Origin of the sequence: Sporosarcina sp. FSL K6-1522 (assembly GCF_038622445.1) — a bacterium.
Taxonomy (GTDB): domain Bacteria; phylum Bacillota; class Bacilli; order Bacillales_A; family Planococcaceae; genus Sporosarcina.
Genome location: NZ_CP152019.1, coordinates 3,186,140 through 3,208,987, shown reverse-complemented (window position 1 = coordinate 3,208,987; position 22,848 = coordinate 3,186,140). Strand labels below are relative to the sequence as shown.

The window sequence follows — 22,848 nt, the reverse complement described above, 5'->3', positions numbered from 1 at the left end:
ATGGTTTTGAAAGAAATGGATGTTGAAAAAGTCCCAGCCTGTACGACTCAAAAAAGCTTCAGCAATTATCTTTGGAGTGATCACCCAGATGAAAAAAAGTGGGCAGATTGTACACATTGTGGAATGTGTTTGGAATCTTGCCCGACCTATGAACTAACTGGACAAGAACAACATTCTCCTCGTGGACGTGTCCATCTCATGAAGTCGGTGGCAGAAGGGAAACTGGAAGTAAATAAGCAGTTTATGGATCCCATTTTTGCTTGTCTAGATTGCCGGGCATGCACAACGGCTTGCCCGGCAGATGTGGATGTCGGTGGTCTAATTGAAGAAGCTCGAGGTCAAATACGCCAGGCGATTCCATTAACAGGCTTGAAAGGAACGGTAAGCAAATTCTTTCTACAAGGAATGTTTCCACATCAAAATCGATTAAATACGTTCGGAAGCTTTTTACGGTTTTACCAAAAAAGCGGCATGCAGAAAGTTGTCCGAAAAACGAAGCTAATCAATGTGATGCCTCAGCATTTAGTTGATATGGAAGCGGTTATGCCAGAAGTGCAACAACCTGTCCGGAAAAAATTTAACAATGAAACGGTTATCAAGGCAAAGGGTGAAACAAAGAACGAAGTGGCATTTTTAACGGGCTGTGTAATGGATGTGATGTTCAGTGATATTAATGAATCGACGATCAACGTTCTAACACGGAACGGAAATGATGTGAACATCCCGAAAACACAAACTTGCTGTGGCGCACTTCACGTACATGCTGGAGACCGCGACACGGGCAGGAAGCTTGCAAAGCAGAATATAGAAGCATTCAAGGATTCTGAAAAAGTAATTGTGAACGCTGCCGGGTGTGGCTGCATGCTAAAGGAATACGCGGAACTGTTCCAGGAACAAGAACCGGAATGGCAAGCAAAAGCAGAAGAGTTTTCCGCAAAAGTAGATGATATTTCAAAATATCTTCATGACACAGGCTATGAAAAACCAAAAGCACAACTAAACACGCGTGTTACCTATCACGATGCTTGTCATTTAGCACATGGTCAAGGAGTACGTCAGGAGCCACGCGACATTTTGTTGGATATTCCAGGTGTCGAAATGATTCATATGCCAAACGCGGATCGCTGTTGTGGAAGTGCCGGTATTTACAATATTACCAATCCAGAAATGGCAGGGGCCATCCTCGAAAGTAAAATGGAGAATGTTCCTGAAGATGTAGATATGATTTCTATGGGGAATCCCGGATGTATGCTTCAGATGGCAATCGGCGTCAAGAAATACGGAAGAAATCAAAAAGTAGTGCATACAGTTCAGCTACTGGACTGGGCCTATCAAAAAGAGGATGGTCTCGAGGGGGGAGAGAAATGGCGGTAAATAAGATTGAAACAAAGGATAAACATATTATTAATCTCGCCAATATTGTCGGTGGGTCAAGTTCAATCCTTTACCACAAGGAAGATTTACTGGCGTATGACTGCGATGGATTTACGGTTCATAGGCATTTGCCAAAAACAGTTGTATTTCCAAAAAATACGGAGGAAGTTTCACGGCTTGTAAAATACTGTTCTGATCATCAGTTACCTTTCCTTGCCCGCGGAGCAGGTACTGGCTTAAGCGGTGGTGCGATTCCAATTAATAATGAAGTAATCATTAGTTTAGTCAGAATGAAGAAGCTAGTCAGTGTCGATCTGGAAAACAGGCGTGCAGTTGTGGAGCCTGGTTTTATCAATCTGAAGCTAACAAACTCCATTTCTGACAAAGGGTATTACTATGCACCTGATCCGTCAAGTCAGTATTGCTGTACGATCGGCGGGAATGTTGCTGAGAATGCAGGTGGGGCGCACTGTCTCAAGTATGGGGTTACAACCAACCATATCCTTGGCCTAGAGGTTGTTATGCCAAATGGAGACATTATTGAAGTGGGGGAAAATGGAATTCCTGATGCACCTGGTTACGATCTGCTTGGTTTGTTAACGGGTTCAGAGGGGACATTAGGAATTGTAACGAAAATAACCGTTCGTATTTTGAAAAACCCTGAAAGCAAGAAAACGGTGCTTGCTTATTTTGATAACGTGACTGATGGAAGTCAAGCAGTATCGGATATTATCTCAGCGGGCATTGTCCCGGCAGCTCTTGAAATGATGGATAAAACAGCAATCGAGGGCGTTGAAGCGGCTGCCTTTCCTGTAGGACATCCGAAAGGCATTGCGGCGCTATTATTGATTGAAGTAGACGGGATTTCTGCAGGGATTGATGAGCAAATAAACTTGATACTAGAAGTTTGTAAAAACAGAAATGTGCGAGAAGTGAGAGCGGCTAAGGATGAGCAGGAAAGAGAGAGATGGTGGGCAAATCGTAAAACTGGGTTTGGAGCAATGGGAGCGATATCACCAGATTACTTAGTGCAAGACGGTGTGATTCCTCGAAGTAAGCTGCCAGAAGTATTAAACAGAATCGATGAAATTAGTCAAGAATCAGGTTTGCGCATTGCCAATATTTTTCACGCTGGGGACGGAAACCTTCACCCGCTTGTCCTTTTCGATGCTAGGATTCCAGGCGAAACCGAAAAGGCAATCGTAGCTGGGAGTGCTTGTTTGCAAGTGTGTGCCGATGCTGGTGGAACCATTACTGGCGAGCATGGGGTTGGGATTGAGAAAAAAGAAGAAATGCGTTTTGTATTTAAGGATGAAGAAATTATTGCCCAGACGAATATTCGCGAAGTATTCAATCCTGACAATCTATTAAATGCGGGGAAGTTATTTCCGACGCCGGGACGCTGTGCAGAAGTGAAAAAAGAGATGAAAGAAGCAGTCCTTTTTTAAAGGAAACAAGGGAATTTAAAGGAGGAATAGTAATTTGGTAAACTACGTCAAAACGAATAATCTTCAAGTGGCATCTGTTCTCTATGAATTTATTAACGCAAAGGCTCTTCCGGGAAGTGGAGTAGATCCAGAAAAGTTCTGGTTCGATTTTTCAAGGCTTGTCCATGACTTAACGCCACAGAACAAGGAATTATTGGCTAAACGAGATGAACTACAAGACAGAATCAATGCATGGCACCGTGAAAATAAGGACCTTGATTTTGAAAAGTATAAATCGTTTTTAGAGGAAATTGGCTATCTTGAACCAGAAACGGAAGATTTTCAAGTTCAGTCTGACAACGTCGACGATGAAATCGCTGTCCAGGCAGGACCTCAGTTAGTCGTTCCAGTAGATAATGCACGTTATGCGATTAATGCAGCCAATGCCCGCTGGAATAGCCTATACGATGCGTTGTATGGAACAGATGCCATCAGTGAAGCGGGAGGCGCTCACTTAGGAGGGGGCTATAATCCGGTTCGTGGTGACAAGGTTATCCAATTTGCAAAGGACTTTCTAGATCAAGCCGCACCATTGACGGGGGCTTCGCATAAAGACGCTGTGCACTATGGCATCGTCGAAGGTAAATTGACCGTTACGCTTGCGAATGGAGAAAAAGACGTGCTGAAAAACGTGGAAAAACTAGCTGGCTATCAGGGACAGCAGGGAAATCCGACAGCTGTGTTGCTGAAAAACAATGGATTGCATTTTGAAATTCAGGTAGACCGCAGGCATTCAATCGGTAAAACGGATCATGCGGGTGTGAAAGACATCCTGATGGAGGCGGCTCTTTCAACAATCATGGATTGCGAAGACTCTGTAACAGCGGTTGACGCGGAAGATAAGGTGAGCGTGTACGGCAACTGGCTAGGTCTGATGAAAGGCGATTTGACTGCTGAATTCACAAAAAATAAACAGTTAGTAACGCGTACGCTTAATCCTGATCGCATCTACAAGTCCCCAAGTGGAGAAAAAGTAACACTGCCAGGACGTTCCCTGATGTTTATCCGAAATGTCGGACACTTGATGACCAATAACGCGATTTTAGATCACAACGGTGAAGAAATCCAGGAAGGTATTTTGGATTGTGTGATTACGAGCTTGTGCGCGAAGCATTCACTGTTAGGAAATGAATCATTACAAAATTCCTCTAAGGGTTCAATCTATATCGTGAAACCGAAAATGCATGGTTCAGAAGAGGTGGCTTTTGCCAACCAGCTATTTGATCGAGTTGAAGATTTACTAGGACTGGAAAGGAATATCCTTAAAATTGGTGTCATGGATGAAGAACGCCGGACTTCGTTGAATTTGAAAAATTGCATTCGCGAGGTAAAGGACCGGGTTGTGTTTATTAACACCGGATTTTTAGATCGAACGGGCGATGAAATGCACACGTCAATGGAGGCGGGTCCAATGATTCGTAAAAGTGAAATGAAAGCCTCAAAGTGGCTGCAAGGCTATGAAAAATCAAATGTAAACGTTGGTCTTGCGAGTGGTTTTCAAAGCCATGCCCAAATTGGCAAAGGCATGTGGGCAATGCCAGACCTGATGGCGGACATGCTCGAGCAAAAGGTCGGTCACGTACAATCAGGGGCAAACACTGCATGGGTGCCATCTCCTACAGCAGCAACGTTACACGCCCTGCATTATCATCAAGTGGATGTAATGCAAGTACAAAATGCGCTTGCGAAAGAAGTGCAAGATTTGCGAGAGGCTATTTTGCAAATCCCAATTGAAGTGAATCCACAGTGGAGTGCTGAAGAAATTCAACAAGAACTGGATAACAATGCACAGGGGATCCTTGGCTATGTTGTTCGCTGGGTCGACCAAGGAATTGGTTGCTCAAAAGTGCCGGACATTAACAACGTGGGGCTAATGGAAGACCGTGCTACACTGCGTATTTCGAGTCAGCACGTGGCAAACTGGCTTCATCACGGAATTTGTACGAAGGAACAAGTAGTGGAGACTTTACAGCGTATGGCGAAGGTAGTGGATGAGCAAAACGCTGGAGACGCCGACTACTTGCCGATGGCTAAGGACTATGACAGTTCGGTGGCGTTCCAGGCAGCATCTGAACTTGTATTCGAAGGCTACGCGCAGCCAAGCGGTTATACGGAGCCAATTCTGCACCGCCGACGTCTTGAGGCGAAAGCTAAATTAGCTGTCAAACAATAGTATTTTATGCTGGCGTTACTAAGTGAACATTGAAGTTGATGACAGGGTATTCTATTCAAGTAGGATGCCTTGTTTTATCGATTGGTAATAACTATCAAAAGGTTAGCGCGCAATGGAACCAATAGTAAGTAAACTAGACTGTATGTTCCACAAAAGAATGGAAAATGGAAGGAGCACTCACATGAAATTTTCCAGATTTAAGGTAGAGGGTTCTGCTGTTTATAAAGGCGTTATCATAGAGGATATTGTGAAAGCAATTGAGGGGGATATATTTGGCGATTGGGCGTATACGGATGAAACGTTTTCAGTGAGTGAGGTGACACTACTGGCGCCATTAGAGCCAAACCAAATCATTGGTATCGGTGCAAATTACGTAGCCCAAAAGGCAGATTTACCGAGTGAGCTACCGAAAATACCAGTCTTTTTCTTTAAGCCAACTTCATCTATCATTGGACCGGAAGAAGACATTGTCATACCAGAGGGTATTGATCAAGTGAAATTTGAATCAGAATTGGCGATTGTGATTGGAAAAGAAGCAAAAAATGTTCCTGAATCAAAGGTTTTGGAGTATATATTTGGTTATACCGTTGGAAACGACGTCACAGCGCCTCGGTTTTTCCATCAAGATGGGCACTGGACAATCGGTAAAGCATTCGACACCTTCACGCCTCTAGGTCCTATTATTGAAACAGTACTTGATCCCTCTCAAGTCAAAGTCGAAGCTAAATTGAATGGTGTAGAAAAGCAAAACAGCGGGATGGAGTTAATGATTATTCCGATTCGCAAAATGGTTTCTTATCTTACAACCGTGATGACACTTAAGCCTGGTGATGTAATCTTATCAGGAAGTCCTGTGGGTGCAGAGTTTGTCGGAGCTGGCGGAGTCATTGAGTGTGTGATCAAGGAGATTGGATCTCTTCGAAATACGTTTGTAGCAGCAAAAGTAGGGGCAAAAACCCGTTAATAAATTAAGTAGAAGTAGTTGAATATGTTTGAGCTGTACGTATCTGCTTAGTGTTAGAAAAGTCTTACGTTTTGCCTGAATTCCTTGAAAAAGAAATTCAGGCAATTTTTCATTGCATTTTAGCTTTTTGGGGGGAGGGGTTTTCTTAATATTGTTAAAACGAATTGAATAAACTGTACAAGCAAAGTTAAAAAGGGGAAGGGGAAATGAGTATGAGTACGGGAATGTTAGCTTTCTTATCACTTTTACCTATTTTAGCAGTCGCGGCTTTTTTAGTGGGTCTTAGGTGGTCCGCAAGTAAAGCCATGCCAATTTCCTATGTAGTAGCAATCGTGCTTGCGATATTTATCTGGAAGGTGCCGGGTGCAAATGTTGTAGCAGCGTCCATTAATGGACTTGTTGTAGCAGGGACGTTATTGTACATTATTTTTGGGGCTATTTTGCTGTTGAATACGCTGCAAGAAAGCGGTGGGATTAAAACAATTCGACAGGGGTTCACAGGCATTACTGAGGATCGACGCATTCAGGTCATTATTATTGCCTGGCTCTTTGGATCTTTTATTGAAGGATCTGCTGGATTTGGAACACCTGCTGCAGTTGCAGTACCGCTACTAGTTGGGTTAGGGTTTCCAGCAATGGCGGCTGTTGTTGCCGGAATGGTTATCCAAAGCACGCCGGTTTCCTTTGGGGCTGTAGGCGCGCCACTGCTAGTTGGGGTTCAAACAGGATTATCTGCTGATGCCAGTATTACGGACAACTTTCTTGCGTTAGTAACCTCGATTGGTGGGCAAGTGGCAATCCTGCATTTGATTGCTGGGACACTCATTCCCCTTTTTGTTGTGGCTCTAATGACCCGATTTTTCGGTAAGAATAAATCTTTTACCGAAGGAATTAAGGTGTGGAAGTTTGCTTTGTTCGCAGCTTTTGCCATGACGATTCCCTATGTGATTATAGCGCACGTTCTTAGTCCTGAGTTTCCATCCATGATAGGTGGATTAGTTGGTTTAGCCATAGTCGTCCCCGCAGCGAAGAAAGGTTTTCTATTGCCCCCTAAGGATGAAGTATGGGATTTTGAAGAGAAATCAAAGTGGGATCCTGAATGGAGTGGCAAGCTAGAAATCAAAGATATCGCCCATAAAAGCGGAAGCATGAGCATGGTTCGTGCATGGGCACCGTATATATTAATCGGATTAATTTTAGTTTTAACAAGATTGAAAGCGCTACCATTCTTAGAATGGTCACAGTCATGGACGTTAAGTCTTGAGAATATTTTCGGTTCAGGCATTACAGCAAGCTTTCAACCGTTGTATTCGACAGGAACAATCTTTGTTTTTGTTTCCATCATCACCTATTTCCTGCATGGCATGAACAAACAAGCATACAAGCGTGCTTGGGCTCAATCGGGTAAAACGATGATTGCTGCATCAACAGCCCTTGTTTTTACCGTTCCAATGGTTCAAGTTTTCTTGAATTCAGGTGGTGGAGCGGCAGGATACGATAAAATGCCAATTGAATTGGCAAACGGAGCTGCAGCTCTAGCGGGAGATTTTTGGCCGTTCTTCGCTACATTTATTGGTGGAATAGGCGCCTTTATTGCAGGGAGTAATACGGTAAGTAATATGATGTTCGCATTGTTTCAGTATGATGTAGGAACACAGATTGGTGTTGACGCTACATGGATCGTGGCTCTTCAGGCAGTTGGCGGAGCGGCAGGAAACATGATTTGTGTGCATAATGTTGTAGCTGCCTCTGCCGTAGTAGGATTGGTCGGAAAAGAAGGGGCAGTTATCAGGAAAACATTATTCCCATTTACGTACTACGCGCTATTAACAGGCGCAATCGGCTATTCCATTGTGTGGTACTCCGAAAAAGGGCTCTTCAATCTTGGCACGTTCATTGCAGCATTCATTGCGATTATTGCAATTTATATTATTGCAACCAACCGTAAGCGAGCAGATTTATTAGTATATCAACCAAATGATTTCAAAATAGCAAAATAACGTAATATGAAAGCTAGCGTGCGCTACTGGATTTGGTGCATTAGGCCTAACGATGGGACCGTAAATCGGTAAGGGGCTTCTGTCTCGAAAGAGTGGAGAACGTTTAGCGACTAGGATACACCGTATAAGGCAACTGTTATGATGATGAAATCCGTAGGGCGGCAAGTAACAACCACAAGGGGTTCTACAACTTTTTCGTTAATCTGGTTATTAAAACTCGGCCTGGGGAATCCCTGGCCGAGTTTTTACTTTTGGTTTAATCATTTAATTAATGAGTATAGCTAAACCAAGACGTGGTAGAATTGTTGGACAAATGGTCTCGAATAATGTCTTGAACGCTTAAATTCGAGTACCTGTGTAAGAAACAATCATGAACGTTTAAACTTTCATGATTGTTTGCTGCAAAGGTACTACTTATTATTATTTTCCATTCCGAAAAAGCAACCAAACACATGAAATCCATCACGTCAGTGATGGATTTCATTATCGGCCTTAGTGAATAGGAAAAGGAATGCTTCATGCAGGTTGTTACGGTACTAGCAAAAGCATTTGCCTTATGTGCAATTGAGACGGAAGCACAGGAATTGAAGGCTGGAATTATGAAACAGATTCCTGTTGAAGGCACCAAGTAATCATCATCACAAACTGACGCATAACTGAATCAACTTATTTCAAAACCGCCATTTCCGATAAAATGATTTTGATCTATACTCCACTGGAGGCCAGAATCGTCATTTTAATATTGATATAGGTGCCTGTTGACTAAATTGATAGACTATTCTAAAATTAGAGTGGTTACTAATGTCGACAGGGTAGGAGATTAGGGATTTTTCCTAAGATTCTGGGAGGCAGGACAAGCCAGCTTGGTAAATTGCATGTATGTCTCACAGATACTGGACGCATTCTAGTAAAATATGAAGGCAGGGGGATATGGCAATGAATTTGAAAACCGCTGTAGTTAAAGAGTCGTCAAAGATGAAGAAGATCCGCGTTAAAGCTGCAGTAATCAATGGAGTGAATGAGGATTATCAATTTGAGGAATTGACGCTTGGCGAACTTTATCCCGATGAAGTAATCGTGAAAATGGTAGCTTCAGGTATGTGCCATTCCGATGAGGCATTGCGTGTAGGGGATGCGGCATACCCGTTGCCGGCTGTTTTGGGCCATGAAGGTGCTGGTATTATTGAAGAGGTAGGAAGCTCTGTAAAAGATTTTAAAGTAGGCGATCAGGTGATTATGGCTTACAATTACTGTGGCACTTGCCCAAGTTGCCGAACAGGCCATCCTTCATCCTGCAATCAATGGACAACCCTTAATATGAGTGGAAGTCGGGCAGATGGTAGCCATACGTTTTATAAAGAGGATGGGACGCCGGTTTCAAATTTCTTCACTCAGAGCTCATTTGCAGCACACAGTATTTCCAATGTGAATAATTTGATAAAAGTAGACCCTGAAGTAGATTTGCGCTTGGTTGGCCCATTAGGGTGCGGCCTTTTGACAGGCTTTGGCACAGTAGTGAACGGATTGAAAGCGGAAGTTACCTCAACGATTGCCGTATTTGGTACCGGCGCGGTTGGACTGGGTACGCTTATGGGGGCAAAAATAGCAGGCTGCTCCAAAATCATCGCAATCGATATCCATGATTCACGTTTGGAAACAGCGAAAGAACTTGGGGTCACTCATACAATCAATAGCAGGACGGAAAATCTTGCAGAGAGAATCGCTGAAATTACAGATGGACTAGGAGTCAATTATTCCGTCGATACGACAGGAATTTCATCTGTGATGAAAGCCTCAATCGATATTTTGGGAATAGGCGGCGTGACTGCTCCGTTGGCAGTTACCTCAAACTCCCTAGAGTTAAACACATTTATGGACCTGGTAATATCCAACCGCAGTGTTGCTGGAGTTTTGATGGGAGATTCTGTTCCGCAACTTGCAGTACCTCTGCTGATTGAGCTTCATAAAGAAGGGAAATTCCCGTTTGAAAAGCTAGTGAAATTTTATAAATTTGATGATATCAACCGGGCTTCCGCCGCATCCAATAGCGGTGAAACAATCAAACCTGTGCTAATCATCGATGAGAGCTACCGCAAGGACGAACCGGTAGCTTATCAATAAAGGTAATTCACTACAATTCTATAGAAATACAAAAGGAATCCAATTGGACTGTGAACCAATTGGATTCCTTTTGTATTTTTATTTGTAGAAGGTACCTGCTTGGGTTGGCTTTTATTTAAGTCTAAAAAACTTATTTGGAGGTCCTTTATTTAATTATTCAATATGGAGTTGAGATATACTCCATGCAGGTATGTAGACTGAAATAAATAGAATCGGTAATGTATGTTAAAATATTGTATGTGACATCAGGTTTTTAATGATTTTAACAATAGAAATGCAGCGAAGCAGAATGGGCGGCACTATCATGCAAAACATATCAACTACAGATCAATTGGAATCCATAAAATCCTTCCAATCGACAATCCGAAAACTCGAAAAAACCTTGGCTACGATGACTCAGAAAGGTGCAAATACTACCCTCGTAAAAAAACGACTCAAAGCTAGTTGTATCGGCTTAGCCATACTAGAAAATGTTTGGCATCAAAAACCCCATCCTTACACTCAGGAAGATGTAGCAGAAGCCCGCAATGTTCTGATTGGTTTACTTCCATCAATCAAGAACAGTTATGCGAAATTAAAGGCAGGTAGTCCCCAAAGGACGCTTTTAGATAGAAGAATGAAAGCGTTGGAGCTAGCTGTTCAAGCGATTGATGATCTTTCCCATGAATAATGTTATTTTAGGAATGAAAACACATCTTTCTTATTTAAGGAGGTTAGGCTAGTGGTTAAAACAGTAACTTTTTCATTCAGCAGTGCCGAATATGAAGGAACTGAGGCGACAGAAACGTTTACTTTTGAAGAATTAGGAATGGATGAGAATTTGGATGAAAAGGCATTGGGCAAAGAAATGGAACGGATTTTTGAGGCTTGGGTTTGGCATAAACTTAATATTTCTAGCAGTATATACATAAAGTAATCGGATACTGTTCAGTAATGCGATAGAAATGACTTATCCGACAATCGGACGTATTTACAGAGGCTGGTGGAATGGATGTTGGGGACCTTGGGGCGAACGTAGCAAGGGGAGCGGCTGAAGCTAAGTCCGCTAAAGCGCCCGCTTGGAGTGAAAACTAACCTTGTTTAGATTTTATTGAAATTTAAATCTTGTCCATCCTCCAATGCGTCTTTTAAGTCGCACTCTACATGGGTGTGTGGATTGAAATAAGGAAGTACATGTGAATAAATGACTAAGAGAAGAGCTGCTTATAAGTTTTCACTTATGGGACAGCTCTTTTCATTTGAAAGTGGCCAGCACTGTAAAAGGCGAAGGCCTCGTTCAACCGCCAACCAACAGACCCCTTACTAATTACGACGCTTGATTAGTTCCAGTCTAATTCCACCTTCACAAAACATCCTGAAGCGTCTTCTCAATCGTATCAAAAGTAAACTGAAACCCTTCTTGTTCTAGCCGTTCTGGAATAACCCAACGACTTTTTACAATTAATTCTGTCTCAGTTCGCATAAAAACGGCACCGATTTCAAGCATCCATTTGGGCGCGGGGAATCCAACTTTTCGGTTCATTGCGTGGCGCAGTTGGGCCATGAACTCCCGATTCGTAATGGGCTGGGGAGCTGAACAATTGAATACCCCATCCAACTGTTTATTCTCCTGCAGGAAGAGAATAATTCGAAAGACGTCTTCTACATGAATCCAGCTGAACATTTGGTTGCCGGATCCTTGTACACCGCCGAGTCCGAAGCACACGAGGTTGCGGTAGGGCTCCATCACGCCGCCATCTTTTCCAAGTACGATGGCGATTCGTAAGGCGACTTGCCTTGTTTGTGGCAGTTCGAAAGCAAAGAGGGATTTCTCCCAAGCTTTTGCTACATCTACGGAGAAACCAGTGCCAATCTCACCATTCGCTTCGGTCATCGGACGATCTTCTGCATGCCGATAAATCGTCGCCGTACTGGAGTTGATCCATAAAGTAGGTGGGTTTTTACAAGCTAGTAGCGCTTGCCCGAGGATGGACGTAGTCTCAGTTCTAGAATCGAGGATTACCTTCTTATTCTTCTCGGTGTAGCGACAGTTGACAGATTTACCCGCAAGGTTAATGAGCATTTCGGCATCTTCCAAAGCCTCCACAATACTAGCTTGATCCGCCCAAGAGAGATGTTGGGATTGTCTTGAAATAATGAGCACTTCATAGCCTAAGCTTGTGAATTTATCCTCCAAATAATGACCGATAAACCCCGTTCCACCCGCAATGACAATCTTCTTGTTCATATCATCCACTCGTTTCGTATAAGTTCTTACGAATAGGACGACAGATTGCCGATTTAAGATGCAGAAATCCCCTTTATTCGTTTGAAAGTTTGAAAAAACTTGTTTGTTTCAAAGGACAAGGGGGCGCTTTCAAGTTTTTTGCCTTTGACGATATAAAAATTCCCTACCAATCAGTAACATATGGTAGGGAATTGATGCGTATACAATTCAATGCATAGAAAGGATAGCAGTCGGCTTTTGTTTGAATTCGGGATGCAGTTGTTCAAGTGTATGCGCAACATTCAGGATTCGTCCCTCACTAAATGCTGGACCTATAATTTGCATACCTACAGGTAAGTTATTCACAAAGCCGCAAGGAACACTGACTGCCGGTAAACCAGTTAGATTGAGTGGTCCCGTAAAACGGATGATATGGTCGAGCAATCCAACTTCCACACCATTGATCTGCCCCGTATCACTACCAATCTTTGGTGGAAGGAATGGAAGTGTCGGTGAAAGTAAGACATCAACGTCATTAAATAACTGCTTAAACTCTTTGTTGATTTGTGAACGAATCTGTTGAGCTTGTAAATAATCTACGCCGGAAGGAATCTCGCCTAATTTTAAGAGGAAGCGAACATCGTCACCGAAATCATTTTCTCTGGCAATTAAGTTTTGATGGTGAATCGCACTAGCCTCCGTCGTAATCGTTATCATTTCCGCATATTCGGACAGGGAAAGTGATGGCACCTCGACAATTTCAATCGTTGCACCTGCTTTTTCCAATGAGGTAATCGCATTTCTAACAGCTTCTTCTACACCAGCATCTACATGATTGAAAAAGTACTTTTCATTGATGCCGATTTTTAACCCTTTCACGGACCCTGTCAGTTTATTTAGATAGTCGGTGTCGGAAACAGTGACAGAGGTCGGGTCTTTCGAATCGTAACCTGCAATTGCTTCGAGTACATAAGCAGCATCTTGCGCATTTTTTGTGAGTGGACCGATATGATCTAATGACCAAGCTAAAGGAAAAGCGCCATATTTACTCACCAATCCATGCGTCGGTTTTAAACCTGTCACGCCGCAAAACGATGCAGGAATTCGAATGGACCCCCCAGTATCTGTACCCAATGTTGCAATCGTCATATCCGTGGCTGTTGATACTCCTGAACCACCACTAGACCCTCCCGAAATCCTGTCTGTATCCCATGGATTTCTACAGGCGCCAAAGTGGGGGTTATTATTGGTTGCTCCCCAAGCATATTCATGCAAATTCAACTTGCCTGTAAAAATAACACCATTTTCCTTTAATTTTTCAATAACAGTCGCATTTTCTTTGGGAATAAAATCTTGATGGATTTTAGAGCCCATCGTTGTTACTTCATCCGCAAGATAAATATTATCCTTAATAGCCATCGGAACCCCATGTAGCGGACCACGATAGTTACCAGCCATTATTTCATTTTCGGCTTTCTCAGCTTGTTGTAGCGCTTTTTTAGCTGTCACATCGATAAAGGCATTCAGCGTGCTGTCTAGTTTTTCAATTTGATCTAATACTGCTACAGTTACTTCTTTAGGAGAAATTTGTTTTTCTTTAATCAGTGGAGCAAGTTCCGAAATCGTCTTTTCATGTAATTGTTCAGTCATGATATACACCCCTCAAATCATGTGTCATTGCAATATCCCGATCATCCAATTCAGCTTGTTGAAATGATTGTTTTAATTGTTGAATCGCTTCCCATTGATGGGCCAATGCTTGAATTTCTTCTTTTGATGCTTGGACACTTTTGGCGGATAAAATCGTTTCAATTACTTTCGACATTCCATTCCCCTCCATTCTCTATTGATAATACCACATAATCTGAATACTTAAATATATAAAGTGGACAAAGATGTTTTCTGTCTCCATAGGAGCGTAGTTTTCTAGGAGTCAGTAGTTATTCCTCGTCCTAATCAAATGAGGAGAGGCACAATACGAATACAATTCCAAGCATCAAACTTGAAAGTCAAAAAAGGTCAGTGTATACTAAGTTCAAAGGTTAAATATAGTCAAAGTCAAATGACTATTCAAAGGAGGAAATGAATATGAAATGTCAACATTGTGGTAAAAATCATGCGACGATGAGTTTGAGAGTACAGGTGAATCAGCAGGGGATGCAAGTGCATCTGTGCCATGCGTGTTTTCAAGAGATCCAAGGTCAATTGACTGCCGGGAAAATGCCGACTTTTAGCAACGATGCACAGCATTTTTCGCAAGCGAATGGTCCGCAACAGGCACGAACACAAACGAGACAGGCCGAGGAACAGCAAGGCGCTAGCTTGTTGGATCAGCTAGGTAAAAATATTTCAAACGATGCCAAGGAAGGGCTAATTGACCCAGTCATCGGACGTGATCAAGAAGTGAAGCGTGTTATTGAAACATTAAATAGAAGAAATAAAAATAATCCGGTGTTAATTGGAGAGCCGGGTGTTGGTAAAACGGCCATTGCCGAGGGGCTTGCCGTGAAAATCCATGAAGGCGATGTGCCTGTGAAATTGATGAACAAACAAGTGTACTTGTTGGATGTCGCTTCACTCGTCACAAATACGGGTATTCGAGGGCAATTTGAAGAGCGAATGAAGCAATTGATCGAAGAATTGCAAACGCGGAAAGACGTCATTTTATTCGTCGATGAAATACACTTACTCGTCGGAGCAGGGACGGCAGAAGGTTCACAAATGGATGCCGGTAATATTTTGAAGCCTGCTTTAGCACGTGGGGGACTACAACTTATCGGGGCAACGACGTTGAAAGAATATCGTCAAATTGAAAAAGACGCTGCGCTTGAACGCCGTTTCCAACCGATTATCGTGAAGGAACCGTCTGAAGAAGATACGCTTCTCATTTTAAACGGTATTAAAGATCGCTATGAAAACTTCCATGAAGTACGTTATCCAGATGAAGCGATTCAAGCTTTTGTGACCTTGTCACAGCGTTATATTCAGGATCGTTTTTTACCAGACAAAGCCATCGACTTGATGGATGAAGTGGGGGCACGCTTAAATCTGACACATGCGTCAGCCGATTCGGAGGCAATTGGAACACGTCTGAATGAAGTCATTCAACAAAAAGAACAAGCGGCAGAAATGGAAGACTACGAGAAAGCGGCTAATTTACGCTTTGAGGAAATCCAGTTGCGTAAACAATTGGAGCAAGCAAAACAAAATGGGGAAACGCCGCAAGTAGAAGTGACGGTTGCGGATATTGAGTTGATTGTCGAAGAGAAAACGGGGATTCCTGTAACGAAATTGCAAGCAGCGGAACAAGCGAAAATGAAAGGCATGGCAGAAAATCTCGGTAAAAAAGTCATTGGCCAAGCAGACGCGGTCGATAAAATTGCCAAAGCGATTCGTCGTAGCCGTGCAGGACTGAAAGCAAAAAATCGTCCGATTGGCTCTTTCCTATTCGTCGGTCCGACAGGTGTCGGTAAAACGGAAATTACAAAAGTGTTGGCGGAAGAACTGTTTGGTTCACGCGATACGTTAGTCCGTCTCGACATGAGTGAATATATGGAGAAACATTCGGTGTCTAAAATTATCGGTTCGCCTCCAGGTTATGTCGGGCATGAAGAAGCCGGTCAATTGACAGAACGTGTTCGCCGCCATCCATATTCCATTTTACTGCTGGATGAAATTGAAAAGGCCCATCCAGACGTACAAAATATGTTCCTGCAAATTATGGAAGATGGTCGCCTCACAGATTCACACGGTCGCACCGTTAGCTTTAAAGATACAGTCATCATTATGACAAGTAATGCCGGAACAGGCGATAAAAAAGTGAGTGTTGGGTTCAATCAAACTGTACATGAATCCGTCAATATGCTAGAAACGCTCGGGAACTATTTCAAGCCGGAATTTCTCAATCGTTTCGATGCAATTGTCGCATTCAATGAACTAACAGAAGACAATTTACTTGAAATCGTGGACTTGATGCTTGCAGATTTGCAAGCAACGATTGAGGAAAATGCTATCGACATGACGATTTCTTCGGAAGCCAAACAAGCATTGGTCAAACTAGGCTACGACAAACGCTTCGGCGCTCGACCATTGCGCAGAGTCATTCAAGACAAAATTGAAGATCCATTAACGGACTTGATTTTGGAAGAAGACCACGTTGAAAAAGTCCATGTAGAGGTTGTGGATGAAGAAATAATCGTTCGCAAAGTATAAGGACATCTAAAACCCCCTGAAAAAAATTTCAGGGGGTTTTAAGCGTCTACTAGGCGGGGAACAAAGGTAATTATTGAGCAGTATACCCGCCATCCAGTACAACCGCTTGACCGGTAACGCCTCGTGCTTTTTCACTCGCCAAGAAGATTGCGTAATCAGCGATTTCACTGACATCTAACAAACGATTTTGTGGAACGAGCGGATAGATGACTTCCTCTAAAACCCGTTCTAGTGGAACATTCCTAGTCTTTGCTAAGTCTTCAAGTTGGCCACGAACAAGCGGTGTGTCCACATAACCTGGGCAAAGGGCATTGACTGTGATGCCTGACGATGCGCTTTCTAACGCTGCAACCTTTGTAAGACCAATGACCCCATGCTTCGCACTATTGTATGCGGCTTTGTTGGCAAAGCCAATTAAGCCATTTATGGATGAAATAGTAATAATCCGGCCAAATTTTTGTTCTTTCATTATCGGCAAAACATGCTTTATTGCAATAAATGGTGCAGTCAACATGATTTTAATCATCAGTTCGAATTTTTCTGTTGGAAAATCCTCGATTGGCGAAACATGTTGTAAGCCGGCATTGTTAATAAAGATATCGATACGCCCAAATTTTTGTTTTGTTTGTTCAATCAATTGGACGATATCTTCCTCGCGTGTAACATCTGCTTTCACACCAATCACATCAAATCCTTCATTTCGAAGAGCAAGAGAAGATTCTTCGACTGCACTCTGATTGACATCAGACAACACAACTTTGGCGCCGTTTTCTGCAAAAATTCTGCCGATTTCAAAGCCAATACCTCTTGCCGAACCGGTAATGATTGCTACTTTATCTTTTACCATCCTACATACCTCCAACAAAATATGTTGTAATGGTTATGTCATCGTGTTTATGTAGGAAAGGGAATCTGTTTTGATTCAAAAATAACCTTTGGGGAAGGCATTACATTTTGTTTAGGGGAATTTTATACATGGAAATTGTATCATACTTTTGAAAATAAACAACTATTTTAAAAAGTACAAATCAATGATGTGTTGGCATGTATCTTGCGTTATAATTAGCTGCATTAGTGATAACAAACAGAATAGGGGAATTCAAATGATAGAAAAAGTGGCGATTATTGGTTCAGGTGTAATGGGTAGTAGTCTTGCTCAAGCCTTTGCGGTTGCTGGTTATACGGTTTCTTTGAATGATGTGGGTGAACAATCTTTAGTCAAAGCAAAGCAAATGCTCTTGGATAATCTAACATTACATGTCGAACAAGAAGATATAAATGAAGATCAAAAACAGCATGCTCTAGCTAATATTACTTATACGGTAAACCTAGAGATGGCTGTCCAGGATGCTGACTTTATTGTTGAGGCCATTCCGGAAGTAATCGAACTTAAGTGGGCGCTTTTTCAACAATTAAATGGGGTGATAAAACCAGAGGCAATTGTTGCTTCAAATACATCTACTTTTCCTATTTCCCGTTTAATAGAAAAAGCCCCTTTTGCAGAACGAATGATTATTGCACATTTCTTCAACCCGGCTCATCTAGTTCCTTTAGTTGAAATCGTGAGGCATCAACAAACGAAAGATGAAGTAGTAGAGAACACACTCGAACTTATGTATCGCATAGGTAAAGAACCGATTGTTTTAAAGAAGGATGTTACAGGATTTATTGCCAATCGTTTGCAAACAGCGTTAATGCGAGAAGCTTTCTATCTATTAAATGAAGGAGTGGCTAGCGCCGAAGATATTGATACAGCGATTACAGCGGGTCCAGGTTTCCGCTGGGCATTTACGGGGCCACTTGAAATTGCAGATTTTGGTGGACTTGATACGTGGCAACGCGTTTTTGATAATGTTGCACCGGAATTGGCAGAAAGCAAGGAAGCCCCTATTATTATACGCGAGCGAGTGAAGCAAAATAAATTGGGTACAAAATCAGGTGAAGGGATTTATGCATATAAAGAAGGAGACGTTTCTCAAAAATTAAGTGAGCGAGATCGCCAATTTATTCAACTTGGGAAAGTAAAGAGGGAAAATCAAAGCAGAAAAAAAGATTAAATTTATGAAGAATGATTGTAATTGGATTACTTAGGCTATTTCGCTACAGGAGGGCCGTATAGCCTGTTTATCTGAGTTGGACGGTTTTCACATGTTATAATGAAGTTACATAGCAGAAGGAAGGAGAATGGGAATGGGCAACGATGATAAGACAGTTATTATTGATTCCCATGACGAACTTTTGTTCAGGGACATTATAGAATATGCCTATGATGGATTAGTTGTGGTCGATAAAGAAGGCTATATTCAAATGCTTAGTCAATCTTATGCAGATTTTCTTGGTGTACATCAAGAAAGTTCGATAGGAAAACATGTGACAGAGGTCATTGAAAATACACGTATGCATATCGTTGCGAAGACAGGGAAGCAAGAGACGGCTGAGCTTCAGAAAGTCAATAATAATTATATGATAGCCAGTCGCACACCAATCCTTAAACAAGGAAAGATCATTGGGGCGGTCGGAAAGCTACTATTCAAAAATGTTAGCCAGTTCACCGCTCTTTCTAAACGGATTCAATCTCTTGAAAATGAACTCAAAATGTATAAAGGTGTGTTTCATGAAAGAAATAAGGCCACTTATATGTTTGATCATTTGATTGGCAATAGCACCGTCTTTAAGGATGTGAAAGACCAAGCAAAAAAAGTGGCGAAAAGTGATTCCAATGTATTAATTCTAGGACAAAGCGGGACTGGGAAGGAATTATTTGCGCACTCCATCCATAACGAAAGTCGCCGTGCAATGGGCGTGTTTGTCAAAGTGAACTGCGCAGCCATCCCGACCGAACTTCTAGAATCCGAACTTTTTGGATATGAAGAGGGTTCGTTTACTGGCGCTAAAAGGGGTGGGAAAACAGGGAGATTTGAAGCAGCCAATGGCGGAACGATTTTCCTTGATGAAATAGGAGAACTCCCACTCCATATGCAAGTAAAACTATTGCGTGTTTTACAAGAAAAAGAAGTGGAGCGGATTGGTGCAACGGGTACAATCCCGGTTGATGTACGAGTAATTGCTGCGACAAATCGCAATCTGGAAGAAATGGTCGCTATAGGGGAATTTCGACTCGATTTATTTTATCGTTTAAAAGTAATGGAAATACATGTGCCATCATTAAACGAACGGATGGAAGACATTGAAATGCTTGTGAACTATTTTCTTGAGAAATACCAAAAAATTATGAAAATACGTGTGCGAGGCATCAGTGACCAAGCTTTACACCTTTTACGTGGATATTCGTGGCCAGGAAATATTCGTGAACTGGAAAACACAATGGAGCGCGCTTTGAATATGGTAGACGATGAAGACGTGATTGAATCAAAACATTTGCCTGGTGATATTACAGGCAATCATCAGGCAGTTTCGATCCGCCCTTTGGCCAAGGTTTTAGAGGAGACAGAACGGAATGCAATTATAGCATGTTTGCGCCAATTGAATGGCAATAAAACCGAAACCGCAAAAAAACTCGGGATTAGCCGTACGGCGCTCTATGAAAAAATTAATAAATATGGCTTATAACGCGATTACTCTCATTGCTACGCAGTGGGAGTTTTTTATTTTTAAAATTCCTCATAAAATAACACGTCAGTTGATTAGCCAAAAAATAACTAATGTATACACTAGGCACCCTGTATACAATTGCTTTTGGAGTGCTTTGGATTAAACAATTTCTGTACGATTATCGGGGTATTTCTATGTGTAGGGATGCGACTTCGTCACATCCCTACACATTTTTCTCGCTAATCATATGGCGATTGCTCATCCGTCGCAATCCAAAATCTCAAGTATATAAAGTGAAAATCCTTAGGGACGCGTCAGGTACTGATTCGCAACAGCATAATTGCCCTTCAAACAGGAGGAATTGATTCCTCCCGTAAAGCAGTCATGAATCATGTACCGAAAGCGGGCCGGAAATCGTTCAATGAAAATGAAGAGTTAAAGTATTGCTCATCCATGTTTTATGTAAGTAAATAGTTAATCAACAGGCGTGATAAAATAATAAAGTGTAAGATTTTCCGTACAAACCTTGTGTGAAATACAGGTAAGTGTATGGAAATCCTGACAACAATTCGAGTGCTTTGAGATGTACTGTCCGGAAAAGTTAACGTTTTATAAATATTGCGCATACTTTCTGATTAATCTCCCGTTACTTGTCCTTATTTAATGGAGCTTTTTAATATACTGCAGTCTTTTCTAAGAAATTGTCCGTTCTTTAAGGAGATTTCAGGACTTTTCTTATAATTGGCATGATAGTTGCAAGTAGTTTAGGTGAGTGGTTCATGTCATTTGTTTTAAGTGTTACGGTAAGTTGGGAAAATGAGAATGGCAACTACGCATTCATCATTGTAAGCGTTGTCATTAAAAGTTTATGGGGAAGATCATTTAGTCTAACTTGGGGAAGGAAGACTAAAATGAAGTTGATTGCGAGATTGTTTAGGATTAGTGTCAATGCTCCAGCACCAAGGTGTTTGCGCTTTTCTTAATAGGTTTCAGACAGCAGAGAAGGGACGTCATACATTGTTCATTGAAATTTTTGCTATTATTCTAGCACTTGGATTATTAATCTTTTTAGCATATCGAGGATATCCGGTGATCATCATCGCTCCGATTGCTACCTTGCTCGCCATTATACTATCTGGCGGCCATTTGTTGCCAAGCTATACCGAGGTTTTTATGCCTTATGCAGCAAACTATGTTAAAGCATTTTTCCCAATCTTTTTACTGGGCGCTGTGTTTGGAAAAGTAATGGAGATGAGTGGTGCAGCTGCATCGATTGCTCGAACGATTGTTCAAACTTTAGGTTCAAAGCGGGCCATTCTAGCTGTTGTATTAGCTTGTTCCGTACTGACATATGGGGGAATTTCATTATTCGTCGTTGCATTTGCGGTTTATCCATTTGCTTCTGCCATCTTTAAAGAATCGGATATTCCGAAGCGACTTATTCCCGGAACCATTGCACTTGGAGCCTTTACGTATACAATGGATGCTTTTCCAGGAACGCCACAAATTCAAAATATTATCCCGACAAACTATTTTGGAACAGATACATATGCCGCCCCAATGGTTGGAATCATCGGTGGAATTATGATCTTTGTTGGCGGGATGCTTTGGTTAGAACATCGACGAAAGCAAGCGCAAGCAAATGGAGAAGGCTATGGGGAAAACCATATTAATGAGCCAGAGAATAATGAACATCAAAACTTACCAAACTTTTGGATGTCAATTGTTCCACTCGTAATTGTTATCGTGCTTAATTTTACATTTAGTCGTACTACCATGTCAGTGAAGCATTGGTATGATGCCACAATGTTAAATGAGACATTTAATATTGCGGATGTGAGCACAGTTTCATCCTCATGGTCATTAATTGCAGCGCTTACGATAGGGACTTTGGCTGCAATGCTCTTAAATATTAAAAGCATTAAATTAAAACTTGCGAGCGGATTAACAGCTGCCACGGCGGGGGCGTTATTGGCAATTTTCAATACAGCATCTGAGGTCGGTTTTGGAAATGTCATCAAAACATTACCTGGCTTTGCGACCATTCAAAATTGGGTATTCAACGCAAGTAATAACCCACTTATCTCGGAGGCCATTGCTGTTAACGTACTTGCGGGGGTCACAGGTTCCGCATCGGGTGGATTATCCATTGTATTGGAAGTGATGGGGAGCCATTATTTACAAATGGCACAAAATTTAGGGATTAGTCCTGAACTCCTACACCGAATTGCATCAATGGCATCTGGTGGAATGGATACACTTCCCCACAATGGAGCTGTCATCACATTACTTGCCATTACGGGACTAACTCATCGCCAATCCTATAAAGATATTTTTATCATCACTATCTTGAAAACCGTTACAGTATTTATACTCGCTTTTGCTATTTCGTTATTCTTTTAATATTTTTCAGAAAAATGATTACAGCCAAATTTTTCTCTGTAGATAGTGGTACCCGGTGCTATCCAATCCTTATTTGGATTCAGGATCACCTTAGGTATAAGAAAAGCCTTCTTCTCGATATATTCATCGTAGAAGGAGGCTTTTACGTGTTATTTATTTTCACAATTACAAACTTTCAATGGAACGAACTTCGTTTTATGTTTTACTGTATAGACAAGCCGAACGACCAAGAACAAAGGTAGTCCGATATAGGAAACGAATACGCCGTGTCAATCGATTTTGCTACCTATAAAGGCTTGAAAGTCTGACCTAAAATAATGAACATATAGAGAGCCAACGCACAAGTAAAGGACCAA

General features: G+C 41.9%; 16 protein-coding genes. 12 read left to right on the top strand and 4 right to left on the bottom strand.

The features are described 5' to 3' along the window. The 8 genes from MKY34_RS15860 (at window position 1) to MKY34_RS15825 (ending at window position 11,035) form a co-directional block, all read left to right on the top strand. Window positions 1-1,374, top strand: coding sequence for a (Fe-S)-binding protein (locus tag MKY34_RS15860; RefSeq protein ID WP_342512095.1), 1,374 nt, complete (start codon window positions 1-3; stop codon window positions 1,372-1,374). Next, window positions 1,365-2,822, top strand: coding sequence for an FAD-linked oxidase C-terminal domain-containing protein (locus MKY34_RS15855; protein ID WP_342512094.1), 1,458 nt, complete (start codon window positions 1,365-1,367; stop codon window positions 2,820-2,822). The genes MKY34_RS15860 and MKY34_RS15855 overlap by 10 nt, the downstream gene beginning before the upstream one ends. Before the next feature lie 34 nt (window positions 2,823-2,856). Then, entirely contained in the window at window positions 2,857-5,034 is a 2,178-nt protein-coding gene (locus MKY34_RS15850; RefSeq protein ID WP_342512093.1) for a malate synthase G, read from the top strand. A 181-nt stretch (window positions 5,035-5,215) separates the two neighbouring features. Next, window positions 5,216-5,998, top strand: coding sequence for a fumarylacetoacetate hydrolase family protein (locus MKY34_RS15845; protein ID WP_342512092.1), 783 nt, complete (start codon window positions 5,216-5,218; stop codon window positions 5,996-5,998). 212 nt (window positions 5,999-6,210) lie between these two features. Beyond that, window positions 6,211-7,998 (top strand): L-lactate permease, encoded by a 1,788-nt coding sequence (locus MKY34_RS15840; protein WP_342512091.1) that lies wholly within the window; start codon window positions 6,211-6,213, stop codon window positions 7,996-7,998. 936 nt (window positions 7,999-8,934) lie between these two features. Then, the gene (locus MKY34_RS15835) at window positions 8,935-10,119 is read left to right on the top strand and encodes an NAD(P)-dependent alcohol dehydrogenase (RefSeq protein ID WP_342512090.1); all 1,185 of its coding nucleotides are present in this window, start codon (window positions 8,935-8,937) and stop codon (window positions 10,117-10,119) included. 304 nt (window positions 10,120-10,423) lie between these two features. Beyond that, window positions 10,424-10,789: a hypothetical protein gene (locus MKY34_RS15830; protein WP_342512089.1), complete on the top strand. Its 366-nt coding sequence runs from the start codon at window positions 10,424-10,426 to the stop codon at window positions 10,787-10,789. Between the two features lie 51 nt (window positions 10,790-10,840). Next, a complete protein-coding gene (locus MKY34_RS15825) occupies window positions 10,841-11,035 on the top strand; it encodes a hypothetical protein (protein ID WP_342512088.1) in 195 nt (64 codons plus the stop codon). Window positions 11,036-11,461: 426 nt separating this feature from the next. On the opposite strand, the gene MKY34_RS15820 is transcribed toward MKY34_RS15825, so the two are convergent. The 3 genes from MKY34_RS15820 to MKY34_RS15810 form a co-directional block, all read right to left on the bottom strand. Next, window positions 11,462-12,346 carry a TIGR01777 family oxidoreductase gene (locus tag MKY34_RS15820; protein WP_342512087.1) on the bottom strand — a complete coding sequence of 295 codons (885 nt, stop codon included), beginning with the start codon at window positions 12,344-12,346 and terminating at the stop codon, window positions 11,462-11,464. 207 nt (window positions 12,347-12,553) lie between these two features. Beyond that, entirely contained in the window at window positions 12,554-13,975 is a 1,422-nt protein-coding gene (locus MKY34_RS15815; RefSeq protein WP_342512086.1) for an amidase, read from the bottom strand. Further along, window positions 13,968-14,150, bottom strand: coding sequence for a hypothetical protein (locus MKY34_RS15810; protein ID WP_342512085.1), 183 nt, complete (start codon window positions 14,148-14,150; stop codon window positions 13,968-13,970). The genes MKY34_RS15815 and MKY34_RS15810 overlap by 8 nt, the downstream gene beginning before the upstream one ends. Window positions 14,151-14,413: 263 nt before the next feature. Here MKY34_RS15810 and MKY34_RS15805 point away from each other — a divergent pair, with 263 nt between their 5' ends. Further along, entirely contained in the window at window positions 14,414-16,537 is a 2,124-nt protein-coding gene (locus MKY34_RS15805; protein WP_342512084.1) for an ATP-dependent Clp protease ATP-binding subunit, read from the top strand. A gap of 70 nt (window positions 16,538-16,607) precedes the next feature. Here MKY34_RS15805 and MKY34_RS15800 read toward each other — a convergent pair whose 3' ends face one another. After that, entirely contained in the window at window positions 16,608-17,384 is a 777-nt protein-coding gene (locus tag MKY34_RS15800; protein ID WP_342512083.1) for a 3-hydroxybutyrate dehydrogenase, read from the bottom strand. Between the two features lie 256 nt (window positions 17,385-17,640). Between MKY34_RS15800 and MKY34_RS15795 the strand changes: the two genes are divergently transcribed. The 3 genes from MKY34_RS15795 (at window position 17,641) to MKY34_RS15785 (ending at window position 22,492) form a co-directional block, all read left to right on the top strand. Next, on the top strand, window positions 17,641-18,594 hold the full coding sequence (locus MKY34_RS15795) for a 3-hydroxyacyl-CoA dehydrogenase family protein (protein WP_342512082.1): 954 nt from the start codon (window positions 17,641-17,643) through the stop codon (window positions 18,592-18,594). A gap of 133 nt (window positions 18,595-18,727) precedes the next feature. Continuing rightward, the gene (locus MKY34_RS15790) at window positions 18,728-20,107 is read left to right on the top strand and encodes a sigma 54-interacting transcriptional regulator (protein ID WP_342512081.1); all 1,380 of its coding nucleotides are present in this window, start codon (window positions 18,728-18,730) and stop codon (window positions 20,105-20,107) included. Window positions 20,108-21,106: 999 nt separating this feature from the next. Next, window positions 21,107-22,492: a GntP family permease gene (locus tag MKY34_RS15785; RefSeq protein WP_342512080.1), complete on the top strand. Its 1,386-nt coding sequence runs from the start codon at window positions 21,107-21,109 to the stop codon at window positions 22,490-22,492. Window positions 22,493-22,848: the final 356 nt, after the last annotated feature.